Below are 21,330 nucleotides of genomic sequence, written 5' to 3'. Positions count from 1 at the left end.
GGTTTGACAGTCAGACATCGCTGATGACCTGTCCGTTGGACAGGATGTGGACCTTGTAGCCGGAAAAGATCTTCTGCGCCTCGCCCGCGGCGTAGAGCGCCTGGTAGGCCTCATGCGGGATCAGCGCATGGTTCTCGTAGCTCGAGACGCCCTGGCGGGCGGCCTCGAGATCGTCGGTGTTGATGAAAAATTCCTGCGTCGTCTTCTCGCTGGAGAACAGGCCCTTGCGGCCGGGCTTCTCGCTCTTGGAAAAGACCTCCTGGATGGTCCAGGTGAGCAGCCAGGCATTTTGCGCCTTGCGCACCTTGGCCAGCACCTCGGCCACGGTCGAATTGTTGTCGGTGATGCCGGCCGAGTAGAAAGGCCCCAGCACGACGCGCCGCAGCTGCTTGGGGTGCAACGGTTCGAAATCCTTGTCGAGGTTGACCGCGATCGTCGCCGGCGAGAGCGTGTAGGCCGAATTCTTTTCGGTGAAGTCGTCGAAGCGGTGCGCAAGCTCCGGATTGAGCAGGCCGTCGACGGGGAGGGGAATGTCGACGCGCTCGTTCAGCTTGCCGGTGCTGTCGTCGACAAGCTGGCGCACCATGCTTTCGGAGGAATCCTCGACCGTCACCATGTAGATCAGCGGCAGGTTGGCGCTGCCGTCGAACGTGGCCCAATGGACGAGGTAATAGGGCCGCATGGTCTTGGGATTGACCGAGACGTTCGCCGTCTGCGCCAGCGTGAAGGGGCCGAAGGTCGCCTCGCTCTTGACGTCCTCCAGATAGAGCCGCTCGGCCATCGATCTCTGCAGCGCCTCGGGAAATTCCTTGTGGCGCAGGATGAAGTCGGCCATCTCCTCGCGCAGCTCGCCGGCCAGCGGGATGTTGACCAGCCTGGCATCGGCCTGCTGGCGGTCGTTTTCCAGCTCGAGCAGGTTCTGGAAAACGGGATAGCCGCTGTCGGCGCGCGAGATGCGGAAGGTGTCCATGAAGCCCAGCCGGTTGCGCCAGCAGGCAAAGGACTTGTCCAGTCGCGCGATATATTCCGCGACGATCTTGGCGACGATGCCGTGCCGGTAAAGCGGCGAGCGGTCGTCGCGCATGAACACTTCCAGCCCGCTCAGCGCCGCCGTGATGGCCGAGAAATAGCGTGCCGCAGCGTCGTTTTCAGGTGTCATTGGGCTGCCGTGGAAATGAAGTCAGCGCCGCCGCCCAAGCAGATATTCGTGGGATGCCCCACGAATATCTGATTGGATTCCTTTGTTTTTCGCAGGTTCTGACCGCAAAACCGTGGGACACTTTTGCGGAACCTGCTTAGGACTGCACGTAGTTTGCCGAGTTGTGCTTCTTCATCACCTCGTCGAAACGACGCGCGAAGGCGTCGTCGGCAAGCTTCTTGCGGCGCTGAATGTCGGCTGAAGCCACCATGTTCTTCTCATGCATCTCCAAGAGGTCGCCGATGTGCTTCTGCGAGGCGGCGCCGATGCCGGCCATCGTCTCCTCGGCCGTGTTGTCGACCTGGCTGCCCAGCGTGTTGATCTTGTGGGCGACGTCCTGCTGGGCGGCGGTCTTCAGCGAATCTTCCAGCGCCTTGTAGAGGACGATGCGCTGCTCGGTGTCGATGGTCAGCTTGTTGATCAGCGTCGACTGCGCGGCGATCTGGTTGTTGAGCGAATCGACGAAGGTCTGGAACATCGAGGTGTAGCGCTCCAACGTCTGGCTTTCGGCCAGCAACTCCTGCTCCTTGGCCTGCTTTTCATTGTATTCGGTCGCCATTTTCGAGCGCTCGCCTTCAAGCTCGGTGCGCTCTTTCTGCGTCGTCGAGGCGGCGATCTTGTTCTCGATGTCGAGCAGCAGAGGGTTTAGCTCTTCGATTCGCTTTTGCACCGCCTCGAGGTTGGTCATGGTCACCTTGCGGCGCTCGATCACCTGCGACAGGCTGGTCTCGGACGTCTTGTAGCGCTGGTCGAGGACCTGTTTTTGCGCCTTCAGGATGCCGACGATGGTGTCCGACTTCGCCAAGAGCTCCTGCAGATTGCCGGCTAAAGACATGTTGCGGACGCGATCTGTGCGCATGCGCTGCTTGCGCTGCGCCGAAAACACGCCGACGAAGTTTTCCCAGCCGGTATAGTTCTTCATGCTTTCGAATTCGGCGCCAAAGACGTTGGTGGCGTCTTCAAGTCCGATGATCAGGTCGGCGATGTTGCCTTCCATGACCTTCTGCTGCTTGAGCACGTCCTCGATGCGGGCATTCTCGATGTCGAAATTGGCGTCGCCGATCTTCTTGTCGGCCTGAGCAAGCGTGTCGAGCACCGTGCCGGACTGCTCGATCTTGGTACGCATGTCCTGCACAACCTGCTTGGTCTTGGCAATTTCGGCATCGAAATTCTGCAATGTCGCCATTGGGGCCTCCCGCTTCGGCATCCGTTTTCCGTGTCGTGGCGGCGAATATATGTGGGGCTTCAAGGGATTGAAAGAAGGAAGACAAGGCGAGGCGTCAAAACAAAAGAATTGGTCAGCTCCTTGAAAGACAAGGCAAGCATGCGTAAGGCGCCCAGTAACGCGCACTGGGGTTAAACAGCTCTAGCTGATATGCCTTAAGCGTTTTTTTTGCGAATACCGACTAAACATCGCCGGCAGATATCTTGTGGCGGCAATACCGGTTTCTCCGGCGCCGTTCAGGGTTTTGGGTCGGCCTTGAGATAGGCAATCACGTTGGCGATGTCGTCGTCGCTGGTCAGGCCGGTAAAGGCCATTCTGTTGCCGGGTACCTTCTGCCTGGGCGCCTTTAGATATTCGGCGAGGTTGGCTTCGTCCCAGACCAGGCCCGCGGCGCCGGCATCCTTCATGGCTTGTGAATAGTGATCGGCAAAGCTTTCCGCCGAGCCGGCTTTGCGGCCGACGACACCCATCAGATGCGGGCCGACCTTGTCGCGATCCGTCGCTGCCTCGTGGCAGGCGATGCAACGGTTGAAGACCCTCTTGCCCAGTGCCGCATCGCCGCCGGCATGCGCGGCAAGGCCGCCGGCAAGCAGGAAAAGCGCGGCGGACGAAATGGCTCGAAGCATGACGGGTCTCCGCTGGTTCTGGCTGACGACGGGAAAGTAGGGCGCAGGCCTTAACAAAAGACATTGGCGTGACGCGATGATCGCGCAGGGTTCGGCCTCTCGCCCAGATATCCGCGGTCAGGCCTGTTGGGCCAGGTCCCGGCGCAGGAAGTCGTTCAGCCGTTCAACCGCCGGCGTTGTCGACAGCGGGTTGCGCAGGATGCCGATCTCGAGGTCCGGCAGGGCCGGAAGCCCCTCATTGATGCCGATGACGCGCAGCGACGGAGGCACGCTTCGCTGCGCCAAGCCGGCGACCGCGAGCCCGGCCTGCACCACAGCGACCAGACCGAGTAGCGAGGCGCTGGAGTAGGTGCAGCGATAGGACCGGTCGGCATTGCCGAGTGCCTCAAGGACATTCATCCGCGCCGCGCAGCCCGGTTCAAACAGAGCAACGGGCAAGGGATCGGCCTGCCAGGCGACGTGGTTGGGCGAGGCGACCCAGACGAAGCGCTCCAGCCGGACCACGTCGAGCGGCTGCTCAGGCAGACGGGTGACGATCGCCAGATCCAGCCTGCCTTCCGCCAGGGTTTTCACCAGGGCGGTCGATTGCTCGCAGACCAGCTCGACGGTCACCAGCGGGTGATCCTCGGCAAAGCGCGACAGCACGGGCGGCAGCAGGAAGGCCGCGTAGTCGTCCGGCACGCCAAGGCGGACGCTGCCTGTTTCCATCGGCCGGGTGACGCTGGCCCACGCTTCGTCCGACAGCTTCAGCAGCCGGCGCGCATAAATGAGGAAGTCCTCGCCGATCGCATTGGGCGTAACCGTTCTCGGCCCGCGCACCAGAAGCTGGTTGCCCACCATGTCCTCCAGCCTTTGCATCTGCATGCTGACCGCCGACTGGCTGCGACCAACACGAGGTGCGGCATTGGACAGGCTGCCGGTTTCGACGACGGCGACGAAGGTTTTCAAGAGGTTGAGGTCGAGCGGAGCGGCCATAGCGCTATCAGTATATCGAATAGATCCTTACAAATCTATTCGCTTGCTTGAAATCGCTGCGGATGGCCAGATGGATGGCGACCGCTGGAGAGCCGTGCGATGAGGGCCATATCAATCGATCGTTTCCCTGCCGCGAGCCTCGCGCTGGCAATGGTGATCGCCGGCACGGTCGGCGCTTTCGTGACGGAGTCGGGACAGCATCCCGTCACGGTCGTCTTCTGGCGATGCGTGTTCGGCTCGCTGTTCCTGGCCGCATGGTGCCTGCTGCGTGGCTACCTGCCGGACAGGACGCTGGCAGTATCCCGGCTCGCTCTCGCGGCACTCGCCGGCGTTAGCATGGTGGCGAGCTGGACGGCCTTCTTCGCGGGCTTCGCCATGACATCGATCGCCACGACGACAATCGTCTACCACGTTCAGCCGTTCTTCGTGGTGCTGCTTGGCGTCACCTTCCTCAAGGAACGCATCTCGCTCGACCAGATGCTGTGGATGCTCGGCGCTTTTCTCGGAGTTGTGCTCGCCAGTGGCCTGGTTGTCACGCATGGCCATGTCGATGCGGGCTGGGCGCTGGGCATCGCGCTGACCCTCGGCGCCGCCCTGCTTTATGCGGTGGCTACCATGCTCGCCAAGGGGCTCGGACAACAGCGCGCAGAGGTCACGGTGCTGTGCCAGACGCTCGTCGGCGTCGTCTTGCTCGCCCCGTTCGCCGATATCGGCCATCCCATCCCGCTGGCATCATGGGGCTCGCTAGCGGGGATCGGCGTCCTGCATACAGGCATCGCCTATGTGCTGATGAATTCCGCCTTTCCACGCCTGACGACGCCGGTGATCGGCATCGTCACCTTCATCTATCCGGTCGTGGCCATCATCATCGATTGGGCCTTATACGCGCATCCGCTCCGGCCCACGCAGGCCGCCGGCATGGCGCTGATTGCGCTGGCTACACTCGGCGTGCGGCTTGGCTGGCGGTTTCCCATACGGCGTATCTCCGCCGCCTGAAGCTGCTCATGCCCTGACGAAGCCGATGAAGTCGTCGGGCGCGGCCCTTCCCATCTCTTCTTCCCAATGGCGGCGGCACAGCGAAACATAGACGTCCTTGCCGATCGCCACCTGCTCGCCCTGCTTGGCCACCTTGCCGTCGGGTCCGAGCCGCACCACCATTGTCGCCTTGCGGCCGCAGCGGCAGATGGTGCGCACCTCGCGCAGGTCGTCGGCGATGGCCAGCAGCGCTCGCGAGCCGGAGAACAGATTGCCCTGGAAATCGGTGCGCAGGCCGTAGCACATGACGGGAATGCCCAGGCGATCGGCGATGCGGGCGAGCTGCCAGACCTGCTCCTCCTCGAGGAACTGCGCCTCGTCGACGAAGATGCAATGGACCGGGGCATGCTGGTGGTGCTCGGCGACCCTGGCATAGAGATCGTCGCCGTCGCGGAACATCTCGGCCTCGGATTCGAGGCCGATGCGCGAGGAGATCAAGCCATTGTCGCCCTTGCGATAGTGGCCCGCGACGAACAGCATCGTCGACATGCCGCGTTCGCGATAGTTGTAGGACGCCTGCAGAAGCATGGTCGTCTTGCCGGCGTTCATCGTCGCGTAGTGGAAGTAAAGCTTGGCCATAGGTGCTTTTAAGCTGAGTTGGCGCGGCGCAGGGAGGGGCTGCCCGCTCCGTCCACCAAAAACTCCGTGCCGTGGCAAAATTCGATGTCGTTCAAAAACCCGTCATGTCGCTTACTGGCTAGTGCGCGCCGTTCATCGTGACGTTGAACCGCTTGAAACAACTTCAAAATGGTGTTTGGCTGACGAAACAAGGCGGGCGCAAGAACCGTGACTTCGCATCGCCTAAGAATTGCAATGGGAGAAAGTTCATGTCGCGTATGAAATCTATCGTCGCGGGCCTCGGCCTGGCGGCGCTTCTGACTACGACGGCGGCTTATGCCGGCGATCCGGCAAGCTGCAAGGCGGTTCGCCTGTCCGATGTCGGCTGGACCGACATCCAGGCCACGACGGGCCTGGCATCGGTGCTGCTCACCGCGCTCGGCTACGAGCCGCAGACGATCCAGCTTTCGGTGCCGGTCACCATGGCCTCGCTGAAGAACAAGGACCTCGACGTCTTCCTCGGCAACTGGATGCCGTCAATGACCAACGACATCAAGGACTACACGGCCGACGGGTCGGTCGAGACGATCAGCACCAACCTGACCGGCGCCGGCTATGGCATCGTGGTGCCGACCTATGTCGCGGACGCCGGCGTCAAGACGCTGACCGATCTCGGCAAGTTCAAGGACAAGTTCAACGGCAAGATCTACGGCATCGAGGCGGGCAATGACGGCAACCGCATCATCCTCGATATGATCAAGAACCCGAAGGACAATCTCGCCGGGTTCGAACTGGTAGAGTCGTCGGAAGCCGGCATGCTGACGCAGGCCGAGCAGTCGATGAAGAACAATGAATGGATCGCCTTCCTCGGCTGGACGCCGCATCCGGTGATGGGCGCTATGAAGATCACCTATCTCGATGGCATGGGCGACAGCGGCTTCGGCGCCGCCACCGTCTACACCAATGTGCGCAAGGGTTACACCACCGAATGCCCGAACGCCGGCAAGTTCATCGCCAACTTGAAGTTCAATCTCGACATGGAAGGCGAGATGATGGACGCGATCCTGAAGGGCGGCGATGCCCAGACGGTGGCGAAAGACTGGCTGAAGAAGCATCCTGACGCCGTTGCGCCGTGGATTGCCGGCGTCACCACCTTCGATGGCGGCGACGCGGCGGCTGCCGTCAAGACCGCGCTTGGGAGCTGAGCCGGCTTTGAGTCCGGAATGATCATCCGGAAGAGGGCAGCCAGTAGAAAAGGCTGCCCTTTTTCTTAAAGCGCGTTGCGCTTTAAGTCTCTGTTTTTACGCATGTCATTTTCCCAAACCCGCTGCACACTTTTGGGTGACATGCGTTATCCTGTGAGAAGGTGACCGCACGGCAAGTGCGGCGCAGCCGAGAGGGGAAAGATGGATCCGATTTCGAAATTCCTGACCGACTACAAAATCCCCATCGGGCCATGGGGCAAAGCCTTCTTCGGTTTTCTGACCGACAATTTCGACACGATTTTCCGGGCCTTTTCAAACGGGCTGAATTTCATACTCGACGGGGCGGTGAATGTTCTGTTGATGGTGCCGCCGGTGCTTCTGGCGCTGGTCATTGCGATCGTCGCCTGGCTGCTGCAGCGTTCGCGGCCGCTTGCCATCGGCGTCTTCGTCGGCCTGATCTTCATCATCAACCAGAACCTGTGGAAGCAGACGGTGCAGACGCTGGTGCTTGTGGTTGCCGCCGCCGCCATGGCGATGGCGATCGGCGTGCCGCTCGGCATCTGGGCCGCGCACAAGCCGAAGGTCTACCGCTTCATGCTGCCGGTGCTCGACCTGATGCAGACGCTGCCGACCTTCGTCTACCTGATCCCGGTGCTCACGCTGTTCGGTCTCGGCAACGCGCCTGGCCTCATCGTCACCATCATCTTCGTCATCCCGACCGCCGTGCGACTCACCCATCTCGGCGTGGTTTCGGTGCCCAAGGCGATCATCGAAGCGGGCGAGGCGTTCGGCGCCACCAAGCGCCAGCTTCTGTGGAAGGTGGAGCTGCCATCGGCGCTGCCTACCATCATGGCGGGTCTGACGCAATCGATCATGCTGTCGCTGTCGATGGTGGTGTTCGCCGCCCTGATCGGCGCCGGCGGCCTCGGCACGGAAATCAACCGCGCGCTCGGCTCGCGCCGCATCGATCTCGGCCTTGAGGCGGGCCTGGCGATCGTCGTGCTCGCCATCGTGCTCGACCGCATGACCCGCATCGGCGTTGGAGGCAAGAAATGACCGTCGCGGTTGATTTCAAGAACGTAGACATCGTCTTCGGCGCCGATCAGGCCGGTTCGCTGGCGTTGATCGACAAGGGCGCCACCCGCGCCGAGATCCTCGAAAAGACCGGCAACGTGCTTGGCTGCGCCGGCGCCAGCCTGACCGTGCATGAAGGCGAGATCTCGGTGTTGATGGGCCTGTCCGGCTCCGGCAAGTCGACGCTGCTTCGGGCCGTCAACCGCCTGAACGTGGTGTCGCGCGGCCAGGTGCTGGTCAAGGATGGCGACCGCACCGTCGATGTCGTCACCTGCGACGAGGCGACCTTGCGGCGGCTGCGGCAGAAGCAGGTGGCCATGGTATTCCAGCAGTTCGGCCTGCTGCCCTGGCGCACGGTCGAGGAAAATGTCGGCTTCGGCCTCGAGCTTGCCGGCGTGCCGGATGCGGAACGCAAGGCACGCGTGCAAAAGCAACTGCAGCTCGTTCATCTCGATCAGTGGTCGAAGAAATACGCGCATGAGCTTTCGGGCGGCATGCAGCAGCGCGTCGGTCTGGCCCGCGCCTTCGCCACCGAAGCGCCGATCCTGTTGATGGACGAGCCGTTCTCGGCGCTCGACCCGCTGATCCGCACCAAGCTGCAGGACGAACTCCTGCAGCTCCAGACGGAGCTCAAGAAGACCATCATCTTCGTCAGCCACGACCTCGAGGAAGCGCTGAAGATCGGCAGCCACATCACCATCATGGAAGGCGGCCGGATCGTGCAGACCGGGGCGCCGGAGGACATCGTTCTCAGACCCGCCAATGACTATGTCCGCGACTTCATCGCCAATGTGAACCCGCTGTCGGTCCTGACGGCATGGAACGTGATGCGGGACCGTCGCGACCTGGAACAGGGCGACGACGGCTGGGTGTGGCTCGACCGGCGCAAGACGACGCGCTTCAAGATCGATGCCCATGGCCTCGTGGCCGCGGCCGAGCGCGACGGCAAGCCGGCGGTGTGGGTCTCCTGCGCCGACGTCGAGAGGCAGCCGGAGGAGGGATCCCAGGTGTTCTGGGCCAATCCCGGCACGCCGTTGAAGACGGTGATGCTCGCCATGCACCGCTCGCAGACGGCGCCGGTGGCACTGTTCGACGAAGGCTCGCGCTTCGTCGGTTCGATCGGCATCCGGGATGTGCTGAGCGCGGTGCTGAGGCGATAGGCTTTTTCGCCGGCGCCCAGGTTCCGACCTGGGCTCGCCCGCGGCTTGTTTTTCGCTTCCGCCGAGCGCAGACTCCGCTTGTGGCGCGTGCCCATGCGCCAAGGGGGTGATGCCGACGTCGCGCGCAAGGGTTCCTGGCGCGGTAGCGCTGTCGATTTTCGTCGCGGTCCCGCTCGGAAGCGGCGCGGCGTTTTCCCAAAGCTTTGTCATCGGCAATGGCATCACCGCCGGCCAGCAGACGATGACCGCGACCGGCGACACCGGTGTCGTTGGCCAAACGGGCGTGATCGCAACATCGGGTGCCGGCGTTGATGCCGTGCGGATGCTTGGCGCGGACCAGGGGCTTACAAACGACGGGCTGATCGAAACATTGGGCGGTGCCGCCGCCAATGTGCATTCGCAAGGCGCGGACGCGACCATCCTCAACAACGGCGCCATTCTGGCCATTGGCGATGCCTCGATCGGTGTCCTGTCCGAGGGCAACAATGCGCACATCGTCAACAACGGCTCGATCGAAGCGCTGGGCGTCGCCACATACGGCATCATCAGCGATGCCGCAGGCGGCCACGTGGACAATCATGGCTTTATCGGTGTTTCCGGCACGGCGGCGGCGGGCATAATCGGCGATGGGCCCGGCCTGACGATCGACAACAGCGGCGCGATCGAGGCCGACGGGATCGCCGCCGGCGGGATCATCTGGCAGAGCAACGACCTGCGGCTCGACAATTCCGGGTCGATAACGGTGTCAGGGCTGGCTTCCGTCGGCATAGGCGCCAGCGGCAACGACATCGCGATTGCCAACAGCGGCACGGTCAACGTGTTCGGGACAGGCTCGACCGGCCTCGGCACGCTGTTCGGCAACGCTACGATCACCAATTCCGGCTCGGTCATCGTTGAGGGTGTAGGTGGCGTGGGCATTGCCGCCCAGGGCAGCAACTCCGTCGTGACCAATTCCGGCCGCGTCTTCAGCGACCAGAGCGTCGCGATCTATTTCGGCGCGCCCGATGCGACGCTCAATCTCTTGGGCGGGACGGCCATTCAGGGGCCGATCGTCTTTTCGGGCGGCGGCAACACCGTCACCTTCGGCCCCGCCCTGAACGCCGTCATGAGTTTCTCAGGAAGTGGGCTGCCGCAAACCATCCTGACCGGCGGGAGGCCATTCGTCACGAGCGGCGACAGCGTAGCGGTGGTCGACATCACCGGATTTGCGAGCGCCGCGCCGCTCATCGGAGACTTGGTCGAAGGCGTAGCCGGCACCGCCGAAGCGCGCATGGCCGCTCCAGGCAATGACTTGCTTGCGCCGCATAATGGTCGCGACGCCTGGATCTCCACGTTTGGCGGGATACGCTCCCAGGGCAGTTCCGGCGCATCGGCCGGGTTCAGCGAGGCGCTGGGCGGTGTCGTCGCCGGCGCCGAGAGGCGATCGGGCGACGGCTTCCTGGGCGGCTTACTGCTGGGCGGGGCCGCCGGATCGACCGAGGTCGACGACGATGCGCAGGAGATCGTCCATAGCGGTGTGTTTGCGGGCGGCTATCTCGGCTATGACGCGGGCGCGCATTTTGCCGAGGCGACATTCGTTGCCGGCGTTCTCCAGGAACGCAGCCGCCGACGTATCGCGAACAACCAGGTGCTCGATGGCATCGAGACCGCGCGGGCCGATTTCAACGGCGTCTTCCTCAGCCCATCGGTCACGCTCGGCATGCGGCTGCCGGTCGCGGCCGGTACGCTGATACCCAGTGTCCGGCTGCGTTACGCGGGGCTCTTCATCGACGACTACGCGGAGACCGGTTCGGACGGCAGCCTTGCGGTCTCGCGGCGTGACATCAACTTCTTCGAGGCGCGCGGCCAGCTCGCGCTGGCCTTGGCGCCGGTCAGCACGCGGGGCCAGACCTGGCAGACCACGCTGCGAGCCGGGATCGACGCGATCGCGCAAGGCAGCGACGACGTGTCCGCGATGCTGCTTGGTGAGAACATCTCCTTTGCCGCTGGAGGCAAAAAAATCGTCGTACGCGGCTTTGCTGGGGCGGATGTCGCGGCGGAGGTGGGCGCCGGCATGACGCTCAATGCCGGTTTCGAGGCTGGCTATGGAAGCGACAAGGCCTTCACCGTCCGAGGTCAGGCTCGCCTCAGCAAGGCTTTTTAGAAAGCCGCTCGACGAACTCGGCGTCATGGTCGCAGGGAAGGGTGGGTCTACCGGCGAATATATTTTTCGAAATCCATTCCGATTCCGACCATCGGTGCAGTAGGATATTGCTACGACCGCGCGAGTGACGCGCCGGCGATGCGAAAACGCAGCGGAGTAGTGAAAGAATGATCTTCCGCCAGCTCTTCGATTCCGTTTCTGGCACCTATTCCTATCTGCTTGCCAGCCGCAAGGGCGGCGAGGCGCTGATCATCGATCCGGTGCTGGAGAAGGTCGATCGCTATCTGCAACTGGTCAACGAGCTAGACCTCAGGCTGGTCAAGGCGGTGGACACGCATCTGCATGCCGACCACATCACCGGTCTCGGCGCGCTGCGCGACAAGACGCATTGCGTCACCGTGATGGGCGAGCAGACCAAGGCCGACGTGGTGTCGATGCGACTTGCCGACGGCGACAAGCTCGCCATCGAGGGGCTGGCGCTCGACGTCATCTATACGCCCGGCCACACCGACGATTCCTACAGTTTCATCCTGCCGGACCGGGTCTTTACCGGCGATACGCTGCTCATTCGCGGCACCGGCCGCACCGACTTCCAGAACGGCGATCCACGCCAGCAGTATGAGTCGATCTTTGGCCGTCTGCTCAAGCTGCCCGATGAGACGCTGATCTTCCCGGCGCATGACTATAAGGGCGAGACCGTCTCGACGATCGGCGAGGAAAAGGCCTTCAACCCGCGCCTGCAGGTGAAATCGGTCGACGAGTATGTCGAGATCATGAACAACCTGAAGCTTTCCAACCCGAAGATGATGGACGTGGCCGTGCCCGCCAACATACGGGTCGGGCTGCATCAGGACGATATCGCCAGCCGCGGCTGGGCGGTGAGCGCCGAGCAGGCGTTGGCTTTGGTCGGGCGACCCGACGTGGCGCTGATCGACCTGCGCGAGCAGTCCGAGCGCGAGCGTCACGGCGTCATCCCCGGGGCGATCCATCTGCCCTATGCGCGGCTGCAGGAAAACATCGCCGCTGGCGGCATGCTGCACGAACTCGCGAAATCGACGAGCAAGCAGCTGTTGTTCTATTGCGCCTTCGGCGAGCGTTCGGCGATGGCCGTGCAGGCGGCGCAGGATGTCGGCATTACCAGCGCCCGCCATATCCAGGGCGGGATCGACGCTTGGCGGAAGGCCAGCGGCCCGCTGATGCATTAGCCAGAACGTCGAATTCAGTTCAATCCGATCAGCTTCGAGCCGTTGCGGAACAGAGCCTCCCCGTCCCGGTCGAAGCGGAAGGTGGCGATGAAATCGTCGGCACGATAATTCGGCAAGGTGTTGCGGATCGCGGCGGCGAAGGTGCGCGCCTCGTCCTGCCGGCCGGCCAGCGCCAGGCAATGCGCGGCGATCGCCAGGATGATGACATGGGCGTTTGGCCGTGCCGCGGCCTTCAGCGCCCATTCGGCGGCCGCTTCGAATTCACCCAGCCTTGCATGCGCCATGGCGCGCGCCCCCATCATGCCGAACAGCAGCGGATCGAAGGGGCTGAGATGACGCGAATGGTCGGACGAGCCGATCGCCGATTGCGGATCGCCCGATTGCGAATGGACGAAGGACAGCGCGTAGTGGCCGAGCGCGAAGTTGGGGCTGAGGTCGACGGCAGTGGCCAATTCCAGCAACGAGCCGTCCTGCTCGCCGCGCAGCCACAAGGCGCGCCCCATGGCCCAATGGGCGGCGGGGTTGCGATCGTCGACCAGCAGGCTCTGGCCGGCGCTTTCGAAGGCAAGCGCGGTCTCGCGCTCGCGATCGCCCCAGCGCTGGAAAGCGTTCTGCCAGTGGGTGAAGGACATGCCGGCATAGGCGCGCGCGAAAGTGGGATCGAGCTTCAGCGCCTCGCCGAAGAAATGCTGCGCCAGTTCGTTTTCCTGGCGGGTGAAGCGATACATGTGCCAAAGGCCGCGGTGGTAGGCCTCCCAGGCATTGAGCGAGTTGGGCGCCTTCAACAACGCGCGATTGCGCTCCACCGTCGCGATCTCGGCGGCGATGGAAGAGACGATGCTGTTGCCGATATCCTCGATGACGACGAAGATGTCGTCGGGCTTGTGCTCGAAGGTCTCGGCCCAGACGATCCGTGCCGTGCGTACCTCGACAAGCTCGACCGAAACGGCGACCCGGCCAGGAAGGCTGCGCACCGAGCCCGTCGCGACATAGTCGACATTCAGCCTGCGTCCGGCATCGTCCGGCGCGATGTTCTTCTCGGCGAGCGCGAAGACCGAGCCGCGGGCGATGACGAAGAAATCACGAAGCTTGGCAAGCCGCGTGATGATGTCATGCGTGAGGCCATCGGCGACGCCGCCACGGAAGCTGCCGGCGCCGGCACTCTCGGCAAACGGCATCACAGCGAGTGAAGCCCGGCGTGTCGCCGCGGATTCGGGCTCGATCGCGGCGACTGGCGATTCCGGGAACGGGAAAGCCGGCCCGGATCGGGCGCATGGCGTTGCAGCGACGTGTCGGGCTCTTATCTCCTGCCACGCCTCACGCAACGGCGTGAAATCCAGCTCTTCGGAGTGGAACAGCTCCGCCGCGGTGGCAAGATGCTCCTCACCCGCACCGATCTGCCCGCGCCGCGCGAGGTTTTCCAGCAGCGCCACATGTGCACGGCCGTCGAAGGGCGCAAGCTCCAGCCATTTGTCGATATAGGTGCCGCCCTCATCGGCTCCCTGCGGAACGAGGCCGATGATGTGCTCCAGAACCGCGACATGGCATGCGCTGAAACGCCGGCGCTGCGCCGTCAGCCAGCTGCCGAAATGCGGGCTTCGATCAAGCTCCAGCCCGTCGAGAAAATCTCCGGCGAACAGTTGCGCAAGCGCTTGCAGACGGCCGAGGCCGAGCGTCTCGATCCCTTCCGCCACGGCGGTAGCGGCTTCGACGGCATCGACGCTCGCATCGCCAAGACGAAGCGTCACGGTGTCGCCTTCCGTCTCAATCCGATGAAGGCCCGGTTCGTCGAGCGCGGCGCGCAGTTTGCTGAGACACCAGCGCAGCTCGCCGCGCGGATCGTTGGGCACGTCCCAGAGCAGCTCGCAGAGCCTGCTGCGGCTGACGGGGTGGGGCGCCAGCGCCAGATAGGCGAGCAGCGCTCGCAATTTGCGCGACGAGGGCAGTGCGACCGGAACATCGTCACGGATAATCGCCAGCGTTCCGAGCAACCGGATCGACAGGCCGGCGGCATCGCCTTTCAGGGCCGGCCGAACGGATTCCACGTCCGTTTCCACGCTCGCTCCCACGCTGACGAGTTGGTCCATGTTCTATCACCAAACACGACAGGGCGCATCCGGTGGCGAATTCTCGCACCGGACGCGGCCTTTGCCGAGTTGCCGGCAAGTCAGATGTTACTAACGCGGCAAGGTGTCGAAACCACGCCGCCCAAGCCGCCGGTCTGTAACCGGCGCGTGAGATATCGAGGAGAAAGCCCATGTTGCAGCAATTCAAAATCAGAACCACAGCCGGTCGCGGCAGGCTGTTCGACAGCATTCTCGACACGGTCGGCGACACGCCGGTCATCCGCATCAACAATCTCGGTCCGGGTCATGCGACGATCTATGTCAAGGCCGAGTTCTTCAACCCGGCGGCCTCGGTGAAGGACCGGCTGGCGCTCAACATCATCGAGGAAGGCGAGCGCAGTGGCAAGTTGAAGCCCGGCCAGACCGTGGTTGAGGCGACAAGCGGCAACACCGGCATCGGCCTTGCCATGGTCTGCGCGCAGAAGGGCTATCCGCTGGTGGTGACGATGGCCGACAGTTTTTCCGTCGAGCGCCGCAAGCTGATGCGCATGCTGGGCGCCAAGGTGGTGCTGACGCCGCGCGCCCAGAAGGGGTTCGGTATGTACAAGAAGGCGGTCGAGCTTGCCGAGGCCAATGGCTGGTTCTTGGCGCGCCAGTTCGAGACCGAGGCCAATGCCGCCATCCATGAGGCGACCACGGGCCGCGAGATCGTCAATGATTTCGCCGGATCGCGGCTCGACTATCTGGTGACCGGCTACGGCACGGGCGGCACGATCGCCGGCGTCGGCCGGGTGCTGCGCCGGGAACGGCCGAATGTCCGCATCGTGCTTGCGGAGCCTGCCAACGCGCAGCTTATCGGCAGCGGCAAGCGCCAAGAGCGCGGCGAGGGCGGCGCGCCGGCCTCCAGCCATCCTGCCTTCGAGCCGCATCCGATCCAGGGCTGGACGCCGGATTTCATCCCCAACGTGCTGCAGGAAGCGATCGACAAGCGCTACTATGACGAGGTCGTGCCGATCCCCGGTCCGGAAGGCATCAAATGGGCGAAGGCCTTGGCGCAGCAGGAAGGCATCTTCACCGGCATCTCCGGCGGCGCCACCTTCGCCGTGGCGCGCCAGATCGCGGGCACCGCGCCGGCCGGCTCGGTGATCCTGTGCATGCTGCCCGACACCGGTGAGCGCTACATGTCGACGCCGCTGTTTGACGGCATCGAGGCCGAGATGGACGCCGAGGAAACCGCGCTGTCGCGCTCGACGCCGAGCTGTCAGTTCGAAGCCTGAGACAGATGCCGCGATGCCGCCGCTCGACCCGGCGGCGTCGCCACTTTTGCCCATGATCGCCGACATGCCGCCGGGAGATAAGAATGGACACCTTTCGGGAATCGGTGAGCGCGGACGAAACGCTCGATCCGCCGGATTGGGCGGATATGGGAACGCTGTCGCACCGGATCGTTGACGATGCCATCGCCTATCTCAAGGATGTCCGCCAGCGTCCGGCATGGCGCGAGATGCCGGCCGAGGTACGCGCGTTCTTCGATGCGCCGATGCCGCGCTCACCGGCGCCGGTGAGCGCCGTCTATGACGATGTCGCCAGCAACGTCATGGCCTATCCGATGGGCAACATCCATCCTCGCTTCTGGGCCTGGTATATGGGCTCAAGCAATTTCACCGGCGCTCTCGGCGATTTCCTGGCGGCGATCCAGGGCTCCAATCTCGGCGGCGGCAACCACGCCGCCGGGCTGATGGATAGCCAGGTGGTCAATTGGTTGAAGGAGATGGTGGGCTTTCCGGCGACGGCGAGCGGCACGCTGGTCAGCGGCGGCTCGATGGCCAACATCATCGGGCTGACGGTGGCGCGCAACGTCAAGGCTGGCGTCGACGTGCGTGAGCGTGGCGTCGGCGCCATGCCGAAGCCGCTGCGGTACTACGCCTCGGACCAGGTCCATTCCTGCCACCGCAAGGCCATGGAGGCGCTCGGACTCGGCAACCGGGCGCTGCGGCGGATCCCGACCGATGCAGGCTTGCGCATCGATATCGCGGCGCTCAAGGCGGCAATCGCCGAGGATCGCAAGGCGGGCTTCAGGCCGGCGTGTATCATCGGCACCGCCGGCACCGTCAACACCGGCGCAATCGACGATCTTCAGGCGCTGGCGACCGTCGCGGCCGAGGAAGACCTCTGGTTCCATGTCGATGGCTGCATCGGGGCGCTGATCGCGATCGCGCCTGAGAACAGGTCGCTCGTTGCCGGCATCGAGCAGGCGCATTCGATCGCGCTCGATCCGCACAAATGGCTGCATGCGCCGTTCGAGGCCGGCTGCGCTCTGGTGCGGGACGCATCCGCGCACCGCAATACATTTGCCGTCACGCCGGAATATCTGGAATCGGCGCCGCGCGGCCTTGCCTCAGGAGAATGGCTGTTCGATTACGGGCTGCAAACGTCGCGCGGCTTCCGCGCGCTCAAAATCTGGATGGCGCTGAAGCAGCACGGCGTTGAAAAGTTCGGCCGGCTGATCGACCAGAACATCGCCCAGGCCCATTACCTTACCGGCCTGATCGAGGCGGAGCCAGCCCTGGAGCTGATGGCGCCGACAACCGTCAACATCGTCTGCTTTCGCTATCTCGTAGACGGAGCATCCGACGACCGGCTGAAGGCACTCAATATCGAGATCATGCTGCGGTTGCAGGAAGAAGGGGTCGCGGTCCTGTCCGACACGACCGTGCATGGCCGGCATTGCCTGAGGGTGGCGATCGCCAACCACCGCACGCGCCACGACGATCTTGATCTTCTGGTGCGTGGGATGCTGCGGCTGGGAGAGGATATTGGGGCTGCGACACCGGTCTGAAGCGCGCCCGGGAGCTTGTCTCAGCTCGCCGCGATTGGCGCACCCGGCAGATAAAGCATGATCGGCCGGATCTCGTAGACAGCACTGGGATTGACGCGCTTGAGGTCTCGCGCGGCGGCGATCGCTTCGTCCTGGTTCGCGCAGTCGAGAACGTAGAGGCCGAGCAACTGCTCCTTGGTCTCCGCGAAGGGACCGTCGATCACCATGCCGTCGCCCGGGCCGCGCAGCGTCACGGCGTCCGCTGTCGCGCCGAGCCTGGCCGCCGGGCCGAGCTTGCCTTCGCGGGTCAGCCTGTCGTTGACATCGAGCAGGTCCTTCATCAGCGCCGCATCCTCGTCGGGCGTCCAGGACTGGACAGTGTCTTCGACGTGGTAGGCCAGGATGGCGTAAAACATGGGTGCGGGTTCCTCGTGCAGAAACGGGCCGCACTATCACAAGGAAGAGGTTATCGATCCAGTGCCGGCGTGGAACCGGCAACCGCCTGCTGACTCAAGCTGCCACCGGCAGCCGCAGCTCCGTCAGCAGGCCGCCGCCAGGGTGATTGGAAAGATTGACCTCGCCGCCGGCGCCGCGGGCGATGTTGCGGGCGATGGTCAAGCCGAGGCCGAGGCCGCCGGTCGTGCGGTTGCGCGATTCCTCCAGCCGCACGAAGGAGCCGAACACCGCGTCCAGTTTCGCCTGCGGGATGCCGGGTCCTTCGTCGCGGATCGAAAGCGTGATCGTGTCGCCCGATCGCCGCACGCCGAGATGCGCTTTCTTGCCGTAGGTCACCGCGTTCTGGACGAGATTGGTGATGCAGCGGCGCAGCGCCACCGGGCGCGCGATGCAGATCAGGCCGCGCGAAGGGGCCGCGTCCTCGTCGAAGGATGCGCCCTCGAAGGAGTCCGCGACCGATTCGACCAGCGACCAGAAATCGATGCGCTCGGCCTTTTCCTCCGTTACCTCGAATTTGGCGAAGTCGATGACAGAGCTGGCGATGCTTTCGATGTCGGCTAGGTCGTGCGCAAGCGCCTCGCGCGTCGGCGACCTGCGCAACAATTCGAGGCGCAGGCGCATGCGCGTCAGTGGCGTGCGCAGATCATGCGCGAGCGCCGCGGCCAGATGCTCGCGGTCCTCGACATAATCGCGCAGCCGCATCTGCATGGCGTTGATCACCTTCGCGGCGGCGCGGATTTCGCGGCTGCCGGTTTCGGCGATCGGCGGGCTCTTCAAGTCGTTGCCGATGCGCTTCACCGCCGTTTCCATCATCCGGTAGGGTGCGGTCAGGCGGTGCAGCGACCAGATCGACATCACGACGACCAGCCCGGCGATCAGCGAATAGAGCGGCAGGCTGTCGAGGCTGAGGATCGGCCCCGGAGGCGTGATCGGCTCGGTGAAATTCAGCCACTGTCCATCGGAAAAGCGCAACGATGCCGTGAGCTTGTCGCTCTGGGCGAAATCCGCGCCCAGCACCAGCAGGTCGCGCTCGACCTGGCCGACATCCTTGTTCACCGCTTGGCCGTCCGGGACGTCGGACTCCTGCGTGGCCGGATCGCGCCGCACGCGCGCGTCTGTAATGCCGAATTTCGACAGGCGGCCGACCAGTATGTCCTCCAACTCGGCCAATTCGTCGTCGCCGGCGATCGAAGAGGTTACGGCGGGCGTGTCGGAAACCGTCAGCGCATACGTCGAGTTGAACAGGCCGGACGCGGTCGCCTTGCGCTCCTCGGGCGTGGCGTCATGCATCAGCTGCACCAGCGAGTAGGCGCGGTCGTTCAGCCTGTAGAGATCGACGATACCGTTGGCGGTGGCGCGATCGCGCGCGACGATGTAGAGCGTCGCGACCTGGCTGATCATGAGGCCGGCAATGACGATGAGCAGCACCCAGACAGGCAGGGTCTGCGGCAGGAAGCGTCTCATTCGGACGTGGTCTCGGGCAGGAACTGATAGCCGCCGCTGCGCACGGTCAGAATGAGTTTCGGCATCTTCGGGTCGTCTTCCATCTTGCGACGGAGCCGGCTCACCAGGATGTCGACACTGCGGTCGAAGCTGTAGCCCGTGTCACCGCCGGACAGCTCGATCAGCTGCTCGCGGGTCAGCACGCGCTGCGCGCTCTTGACGAATGTCTGCAGCAGGTTGAACTCCGCCATGGTCAGCTCCACCCGGACGTCGTCGGGCGCCGTCAGGCGGCGTCGCGCGCAGTCCATGGTCCAGCCGGCAAAGCGGTAGACCTGCTTGGCGGCCGGACGACGCGGCTCGGCGCTGCCATTGCGGCGCAGCACGGCGCGGATGCGGGCCAGAAGCTCGCGCGGATCGAATGGCTTGGGCACGTAGTCGTCGGCGCCCATTTCGAGGCCTACCACGCGGTCGGTCGTTTCGGTGACCGCGGTCAGCATTATGATCGGCGTGGTGTAGTTGGCGCGGATCTCGCGGCAAAGCTCGAGCCCGCTTTTGCCGGGCAGCATCACGTCGAGAACGATCAGATCAACCGGCGTGCGGCGCAGGACCGCTTCCATTTCAACGCCGTCGCCGGCCACCGTGGTGTGCAGGCCGCGCTTCTGGAAGAACTCCTGCAGCAAGTCGCGTATGCCCTTGTCGTCGTCGACGATCAGTATGTGTGCGTCGGATTTCACTGGAACCCTGTCATCTGTTGGCCAAGCAATCCCTTCGCCGACCACCCACACGATAGAATTCGGGCCACATCTTGGCCAGTGGCCGCTATCGGCGTGGCGGCTGGCTTCCCCAGAAACAATCCAGAAACAAAATTCTACAGTCTGGAAAAACTGGTGAAAAATTTAAAGGCCATAACCGGTGCCGTGGCGGTCAAGTGATGGCTGCGACGCGAGTCTCCGGAGTAACGGACGAGATCAATGCAGAGGTTCTGGATCAGCGTGACGGGTGCTTTGCTCAGCATATCGCTCATCACGGCAGCGTCCGGCGCCTCGACCACCGCAAAGGTCGCGCCACCGCTCACCCGAACCGAGCGCTGCACCAATCTGAGCCGTCAAGTTGACGAAGCCCTCGAAACCCATGCCGCGGCAACGCAGGTCACCGCGGCGAAGGCACTTCAAAGAAAGGGAGACCGGTTCTGCGCCAACAAGAAACAGGCGCAGGGCATCCGGATGCTCGCAAACGCTTTGAAGCTGCTTGGAGTGACACCGGTCGACCCAGATCAGTGACGCCCGACTCCCGACCCGCACAAAAAAGGAAGCAAGCCATGAAAAAGTCTCTCCTCTCCGCCCTCGGCCTCGGTGTTGCCCTGGCCTTCTCGATGCCGGCTCTCGGCAACGCCGCCGCCACCACGACCGCTGCTCCGGCCGCAGCCACCACGACGACCACAACCGCTCCGGCGGCCGACGCGACCGCCAAGCCTGCGCCGAAGAAGGTAGCGACGAAGAAGGTCTGCAAGCCGACCAAGAAGCACAAGTGCCCGGCTCCGAAGAAGGCGCCGGCCGCCAAGCCCGCCGCTATGAAGCCGGCTGCTGATGCGAAGCCGGCTGCCAAGAAGAAGCCCTGATCCAGATATCGGCACCAGTTTGACGAAGGCCGCTCCAGCCGATTTCGGCCGGGGCGGCTTCTTGGCGGCAGGAGCCCGAAACCGGCAGGTTTCAGCCGCACCGGGTTCAATCCTTAACCCGATCGCAATGCCGGTGCTGTAGGACAATCCGCATGAAGAAGCGGTTTTCGTCCCTGATGCGTTCGCTGACCCTCGGCGGTCTGATCGCCACCGCGGTGGCGCGCGCTTTGATCATCTTCACCGCCAGCCCCGTGCCGGATCCCGCCAGCGGCAGGACCGAGCCAGAGCTTTTCGCTCCGCTGATCTCCTCCAGCTTCGACTACATCACGCCGGCACGATCCTGGCTCCTGATCGCGCTCACGGGCGCGACCGTCATAAGCTTTGTCGCCTGGATGCTCGTCGCACTCCTGGAGCGCGGATCGGGGGTTGACGACGGCGGCTCCGGCAGCTCTCGCGCAGCCGGGCGCCAGGGCCGTTGACCGGCAGCCAGCGCTTCCCCACATAGAGTTCATCGCCCTGGCCTTG

General features: G+C 63.8%; 20 protein-coding genes. 11 read left to right on the top strand and 9 right to left on the bottom strand.

From position 1 onward, the window contains the following. Nucleotides 1–10: 10 nt before the first annotated feature. The 4 genes from EN869_RS08070 to EN869_RS08055 form a co-directional block, all read right to left on the bottom strand. The gene (locus EN869_RS08070) at nucleotides 11–1,159 is read right to left on the bottom strand and encodes a hypothetical protein (RefSeq protein WP_127225864.1); all 1,149 of its coding nucleotides are present in this window, start codon (nucleotides 1,157–1,159) and stop codon (nucleotides 11–13) included. A gap of 136 nt (nucleotides 1,160–1,295) precedes the next feature. Beyond that, the gene (locus tag EN869_RS08065) at nucleotides 1,296–2,384 is read right to left on the bottom strand and encodes a hypothetical protein (protein ID WP_127225865.1); all 1,089 of its coding nucleotides are present in this window, start codon (nucleotides 2,382–2,384) and stop codon (nucleotides 1,296–1,298) included. Between the two features lie 275 nt (nucleotides 2,385–2,659). Next, the gene (locus tag EN869_RS08060; RefSeq protein WP_127225866.1) at nucleotides 2,660–3,049 is read right to left on the bottom strand and encodes a cytochrome c family protein; all 390 of its coding nucleotides are present in this window, start codon (nucleotides 3,047–3,049) and stop codon (nucleotides 2,660–2,662) included. A 117-nt stretch (nucleotides 3,050–3,166) separates the two neighbouring features. Next, on the bottom strand, nucleotides 3,167–4,024 hold the full coding sequence (locus EN869_RS08055; RefSeq protein ID WP_127225867.1) for a LysR substrate-binding domain-containing protein: 858 nt from the start codon (nucleotides 4,022–4,024) through the stop codon (nucleotides 3,167–3,169). Between the two features lie 99 nt (nucleotides 4,025–4,123). On the opposite strand from EN869_RS08055, the gene EN869_RS08050 reads away from it, so the two are divergent. Then, complete coding sequence (locus EN869_RS08050) at nucleotides 4,124–5,020, top strand: DMT family transporter (RefSeq protein ID WP_127225868.1); 897 nt, start codon at nucleotides 4,124–4,126, stop codon at nucleotides 5,018–5,020. Nucleotides 5,021–5,026: 6 nt separating this feature from the next. Here EN869_RS08050 and EN869_RS08045 read toward each other — a convergent pair whose 3' ends face one another. Continuing rightward, nucleotides 5,027–5,638, bottom strand: coding sequence for a thymidine kinase (locus EN869_RS08045; protein ID WP_127225869.1), 612 nt, complete (start codon nucleotides 5,636–5,638; stop codon nucleotides 5,027–5,029). Nucleotides 5,639–5,886: 248 nt separating this feature from the next. Between EN869_RS08045 and EN869_RS08040 the strand changes: the two genes are divergently transcribed. From EN869_RS08040 to EN869_RS08020, 5 genes are all read left to right on the top strand, one after another. Then, nucleotides 5,887–6,822 carry a choline ABC transporter substrate-binding protein gene (locus EN869_RS08040; RefSeq protein ID WP_127225870.1) on the top strand — a complete coding sequence of 312 codons (936 nt, stop codon included), beginning with the start codon at nucleotides 5,887–5,889 and terminating at the stop codon, nucleotides 6,820–6,822. A gap of 201 nt (nucleotides 6,823–7,023) precedes the next feature. Next, the gene (gene choW / locus EN869_RS08035) at nucleotides 7,024–7,878 is read left to right on the top strand and encodes a choline ABC transporter permease subunit (RefSeq protein ID WP_127225871.1); all 855 of its coding nucleotides are present in this window, start codon (nucleotides 7,024–7,026) and stop codon (nucleotides 7,876–7,878) included. Further along, complete coding sequence (choV, locus tag EN869_RS08030; RefSeq protein ID WP_127225872.1) at nucleotides 7,875–9,056, top strand: choline ABC transporter ATP-binding protein; 1,182 nt, start codon at nucleotides 7,875–7,877, stop codon at nucleotides 9,054–9,056. Before choW ends, choV begins: the two co-directional genes overlap by 4 nt. Before the next feature lie 109 nt (nucleotides 9,057–9,165). Beyond that, nucleotides 9,166–11,199 carry an autotransporter outer membrane beta-barrel domain-containing protein gene (locus EN869_RS08025; protein WP_127225873.1) on the top strand — a complete coding sequence of 678 codons (2,034 nt, stop codon included), beginning with the start codon at nucleotides 9,166–9,168 and terminating at the stop codon, nucleotides 11,197–11,199. Nucleotides 11,200–11,366: 167 nt separating this feature from the next. Next, entirely contained in the window at nucleotides 11,367–12,404 is a 1,038-nt protein-coding gene (locus tag EN869_RS08020) for an MBL fold metallo-hydrolase (protein WP_127225874.1), read from the top strand. A gap of 14 nt (nucleotides 12,405–12,418) precedes the next feature. Here the strand turns inward: EN869_RS08020 and EN869_RS08015 are convergent, their stop codons facing one another. Continuing rightward, the gene (locus EN869_RS08015) at nucleotides 12,419–14,491 is read right to left on the bottom strand and encodes a transcriptional regulator (protein WP_245489390.1); all 2,073 of its coding nucleotides are present in this window, start codon (nucleotides 14,489–14,491) and stop codon (nucleotides 12,419–12,421) included. Between the two features lie 170 nt (nucleotides 14,492–14,661). Between EN869_RS08015 and EN869_RS08010 the strand changes: the two genes are divergently transcribed. Both EN869_RS08010 and EN869_RS08005 read left to right on the top strand, forming a co-directional pair. Continuing rightward, nucleotides 14,662–15,747, top strand: coding sequence for a PLP-dependent cysteine synthase family protein (locus EN869_RS08010; RefSeq protein ID WP_127225875.1), 1,086 nt, complete (start codon nucleotides 14,662–14,664; stop codon nucleotides 15,745–15,747). Nucleotides 15,748–15,830: 83 nt separating this feature from the next. Next, on the top strand, nucleotides 15,831–17,309 hold the full coding sequence (locus EN869_RS08005) for a pyridoxal-dependent decarboxylase (RefSeq protein WP_127225876.1): 1,479 nt from the start codon (nucleotides 15,831–15,833) through the stop codon (nucleotides 17,307–17,309). 20 nt (nucleotides 17,310–17,329) lie between these two features. Here the strand turns inward: EN869_RS08005 and EN869_RS08000 are convergent, their stop codons facing one another. From EN869_RS08000 to EN869_RS07990, 3 genes are all read right to left on the bottom strand, one after another. Beyond that, the gene (locus EN869_RS08000) at nucleotides 17,330–17,704 is read right to left on the bottom strand and encodes a YciI family protein (protein ID WP_127225877.1); all 375 of its coding nucleotides are present in this window, start codon (nucleotides 17,702–17,704) and stop codon (nucleotides 17,330–17,332) included. 94 nt (nucleotides 17,705–17,798) lie between these two features. Beyond that, nucleotides 17,799–19,208, bottom strand: coding sequence for an ATP-binding protein (locus EN869_RS07995; RefSeq protein WP_127225878.1), 1,410 nt, complete (start codon nucleotides 19,206–19,208; stop codon nucleotides 17,799–17,801). Beyond that, on the bottom strand, nucleotides 19,205–19,921 hold the full coding sequence (locus EN869_RS07990; protein WP_112126752.1) for a response regulator transcription factor: 717 nt from the start codon (nucleotides 19,919–19,921) through the stop codon (nucleotides 19,205–19,207). The genes EN869_RS07995 and EN869_RS07990 overlap by 4 nt, the downstream gene beginning before the upstream one ends. A gap of 237 nt (nucleotides 19,922–20,158) precedes the next feature. Here EN869_RS07990 and EN869_RS07985 point away from each other — a divergent pair, with 237 nt between their 5' ends. The 3 genes from EN869_RS07985 to EN869_RS07975 all read left to right on the top strand — a co-directional run bounded on the left by EN869_RS07985 (nucleotide 20,159) and on the right by EN869_RS07975 (nucleotide 21,284). Beyond that, nucleotides 20,159–20,467, top strand: a complete 309-nt coding sequence (locus tag EN869_RS07985; RefSeq protein ID WP_127225879.1) for a hypothetical protein — start codon at nucleotides 20,159–20,161, stop codon at nucleotides 20,465–20,467. A 38-nt stretch (nucleotides 20,468–20,505) separates the two neighbouring features. Beyond that, nucleotides 20,506–20,805 (top strand): hypothetical protein, encoded by a 300-nt coding sequence (locus tag EN869_RS07980; RefSeq protein ID WP_127225880.1) that lies wholly within the window; start codon nucleotides 20,506–20,508, stop codon nucleotides 20,803–20,805. Between the two features lie 152 nt (nucleotides 20,806–20,957). Continuing rightward, nucleotides 20,958–21,284, top strand: coding sequence for a hypothetical protein (locus EN869_RS07975; protein WP_189341226.1), 327 nt, complete (start codon nucleotides 20,958–20,960; stop codon nucleotides 21,282–21,284). Nucleotides 21,285–21,330 lie beyond the last annotated feature (46 nt).

This window comes from Mesorhizobium sp. M2D.F.Ca.ET.226.01.1.1, assembly GCF_004022705.2.
GTDB lineage: Bacteria > Pseudomonadota > Alphaproteobacteria > Rhizobiales > Rhizobiaceae > Mesorhizobium.
Note: the sequence above shows the minus strand (reverse complement) of the source record. Positions and strands in the feature narration are given on the sequence as shown.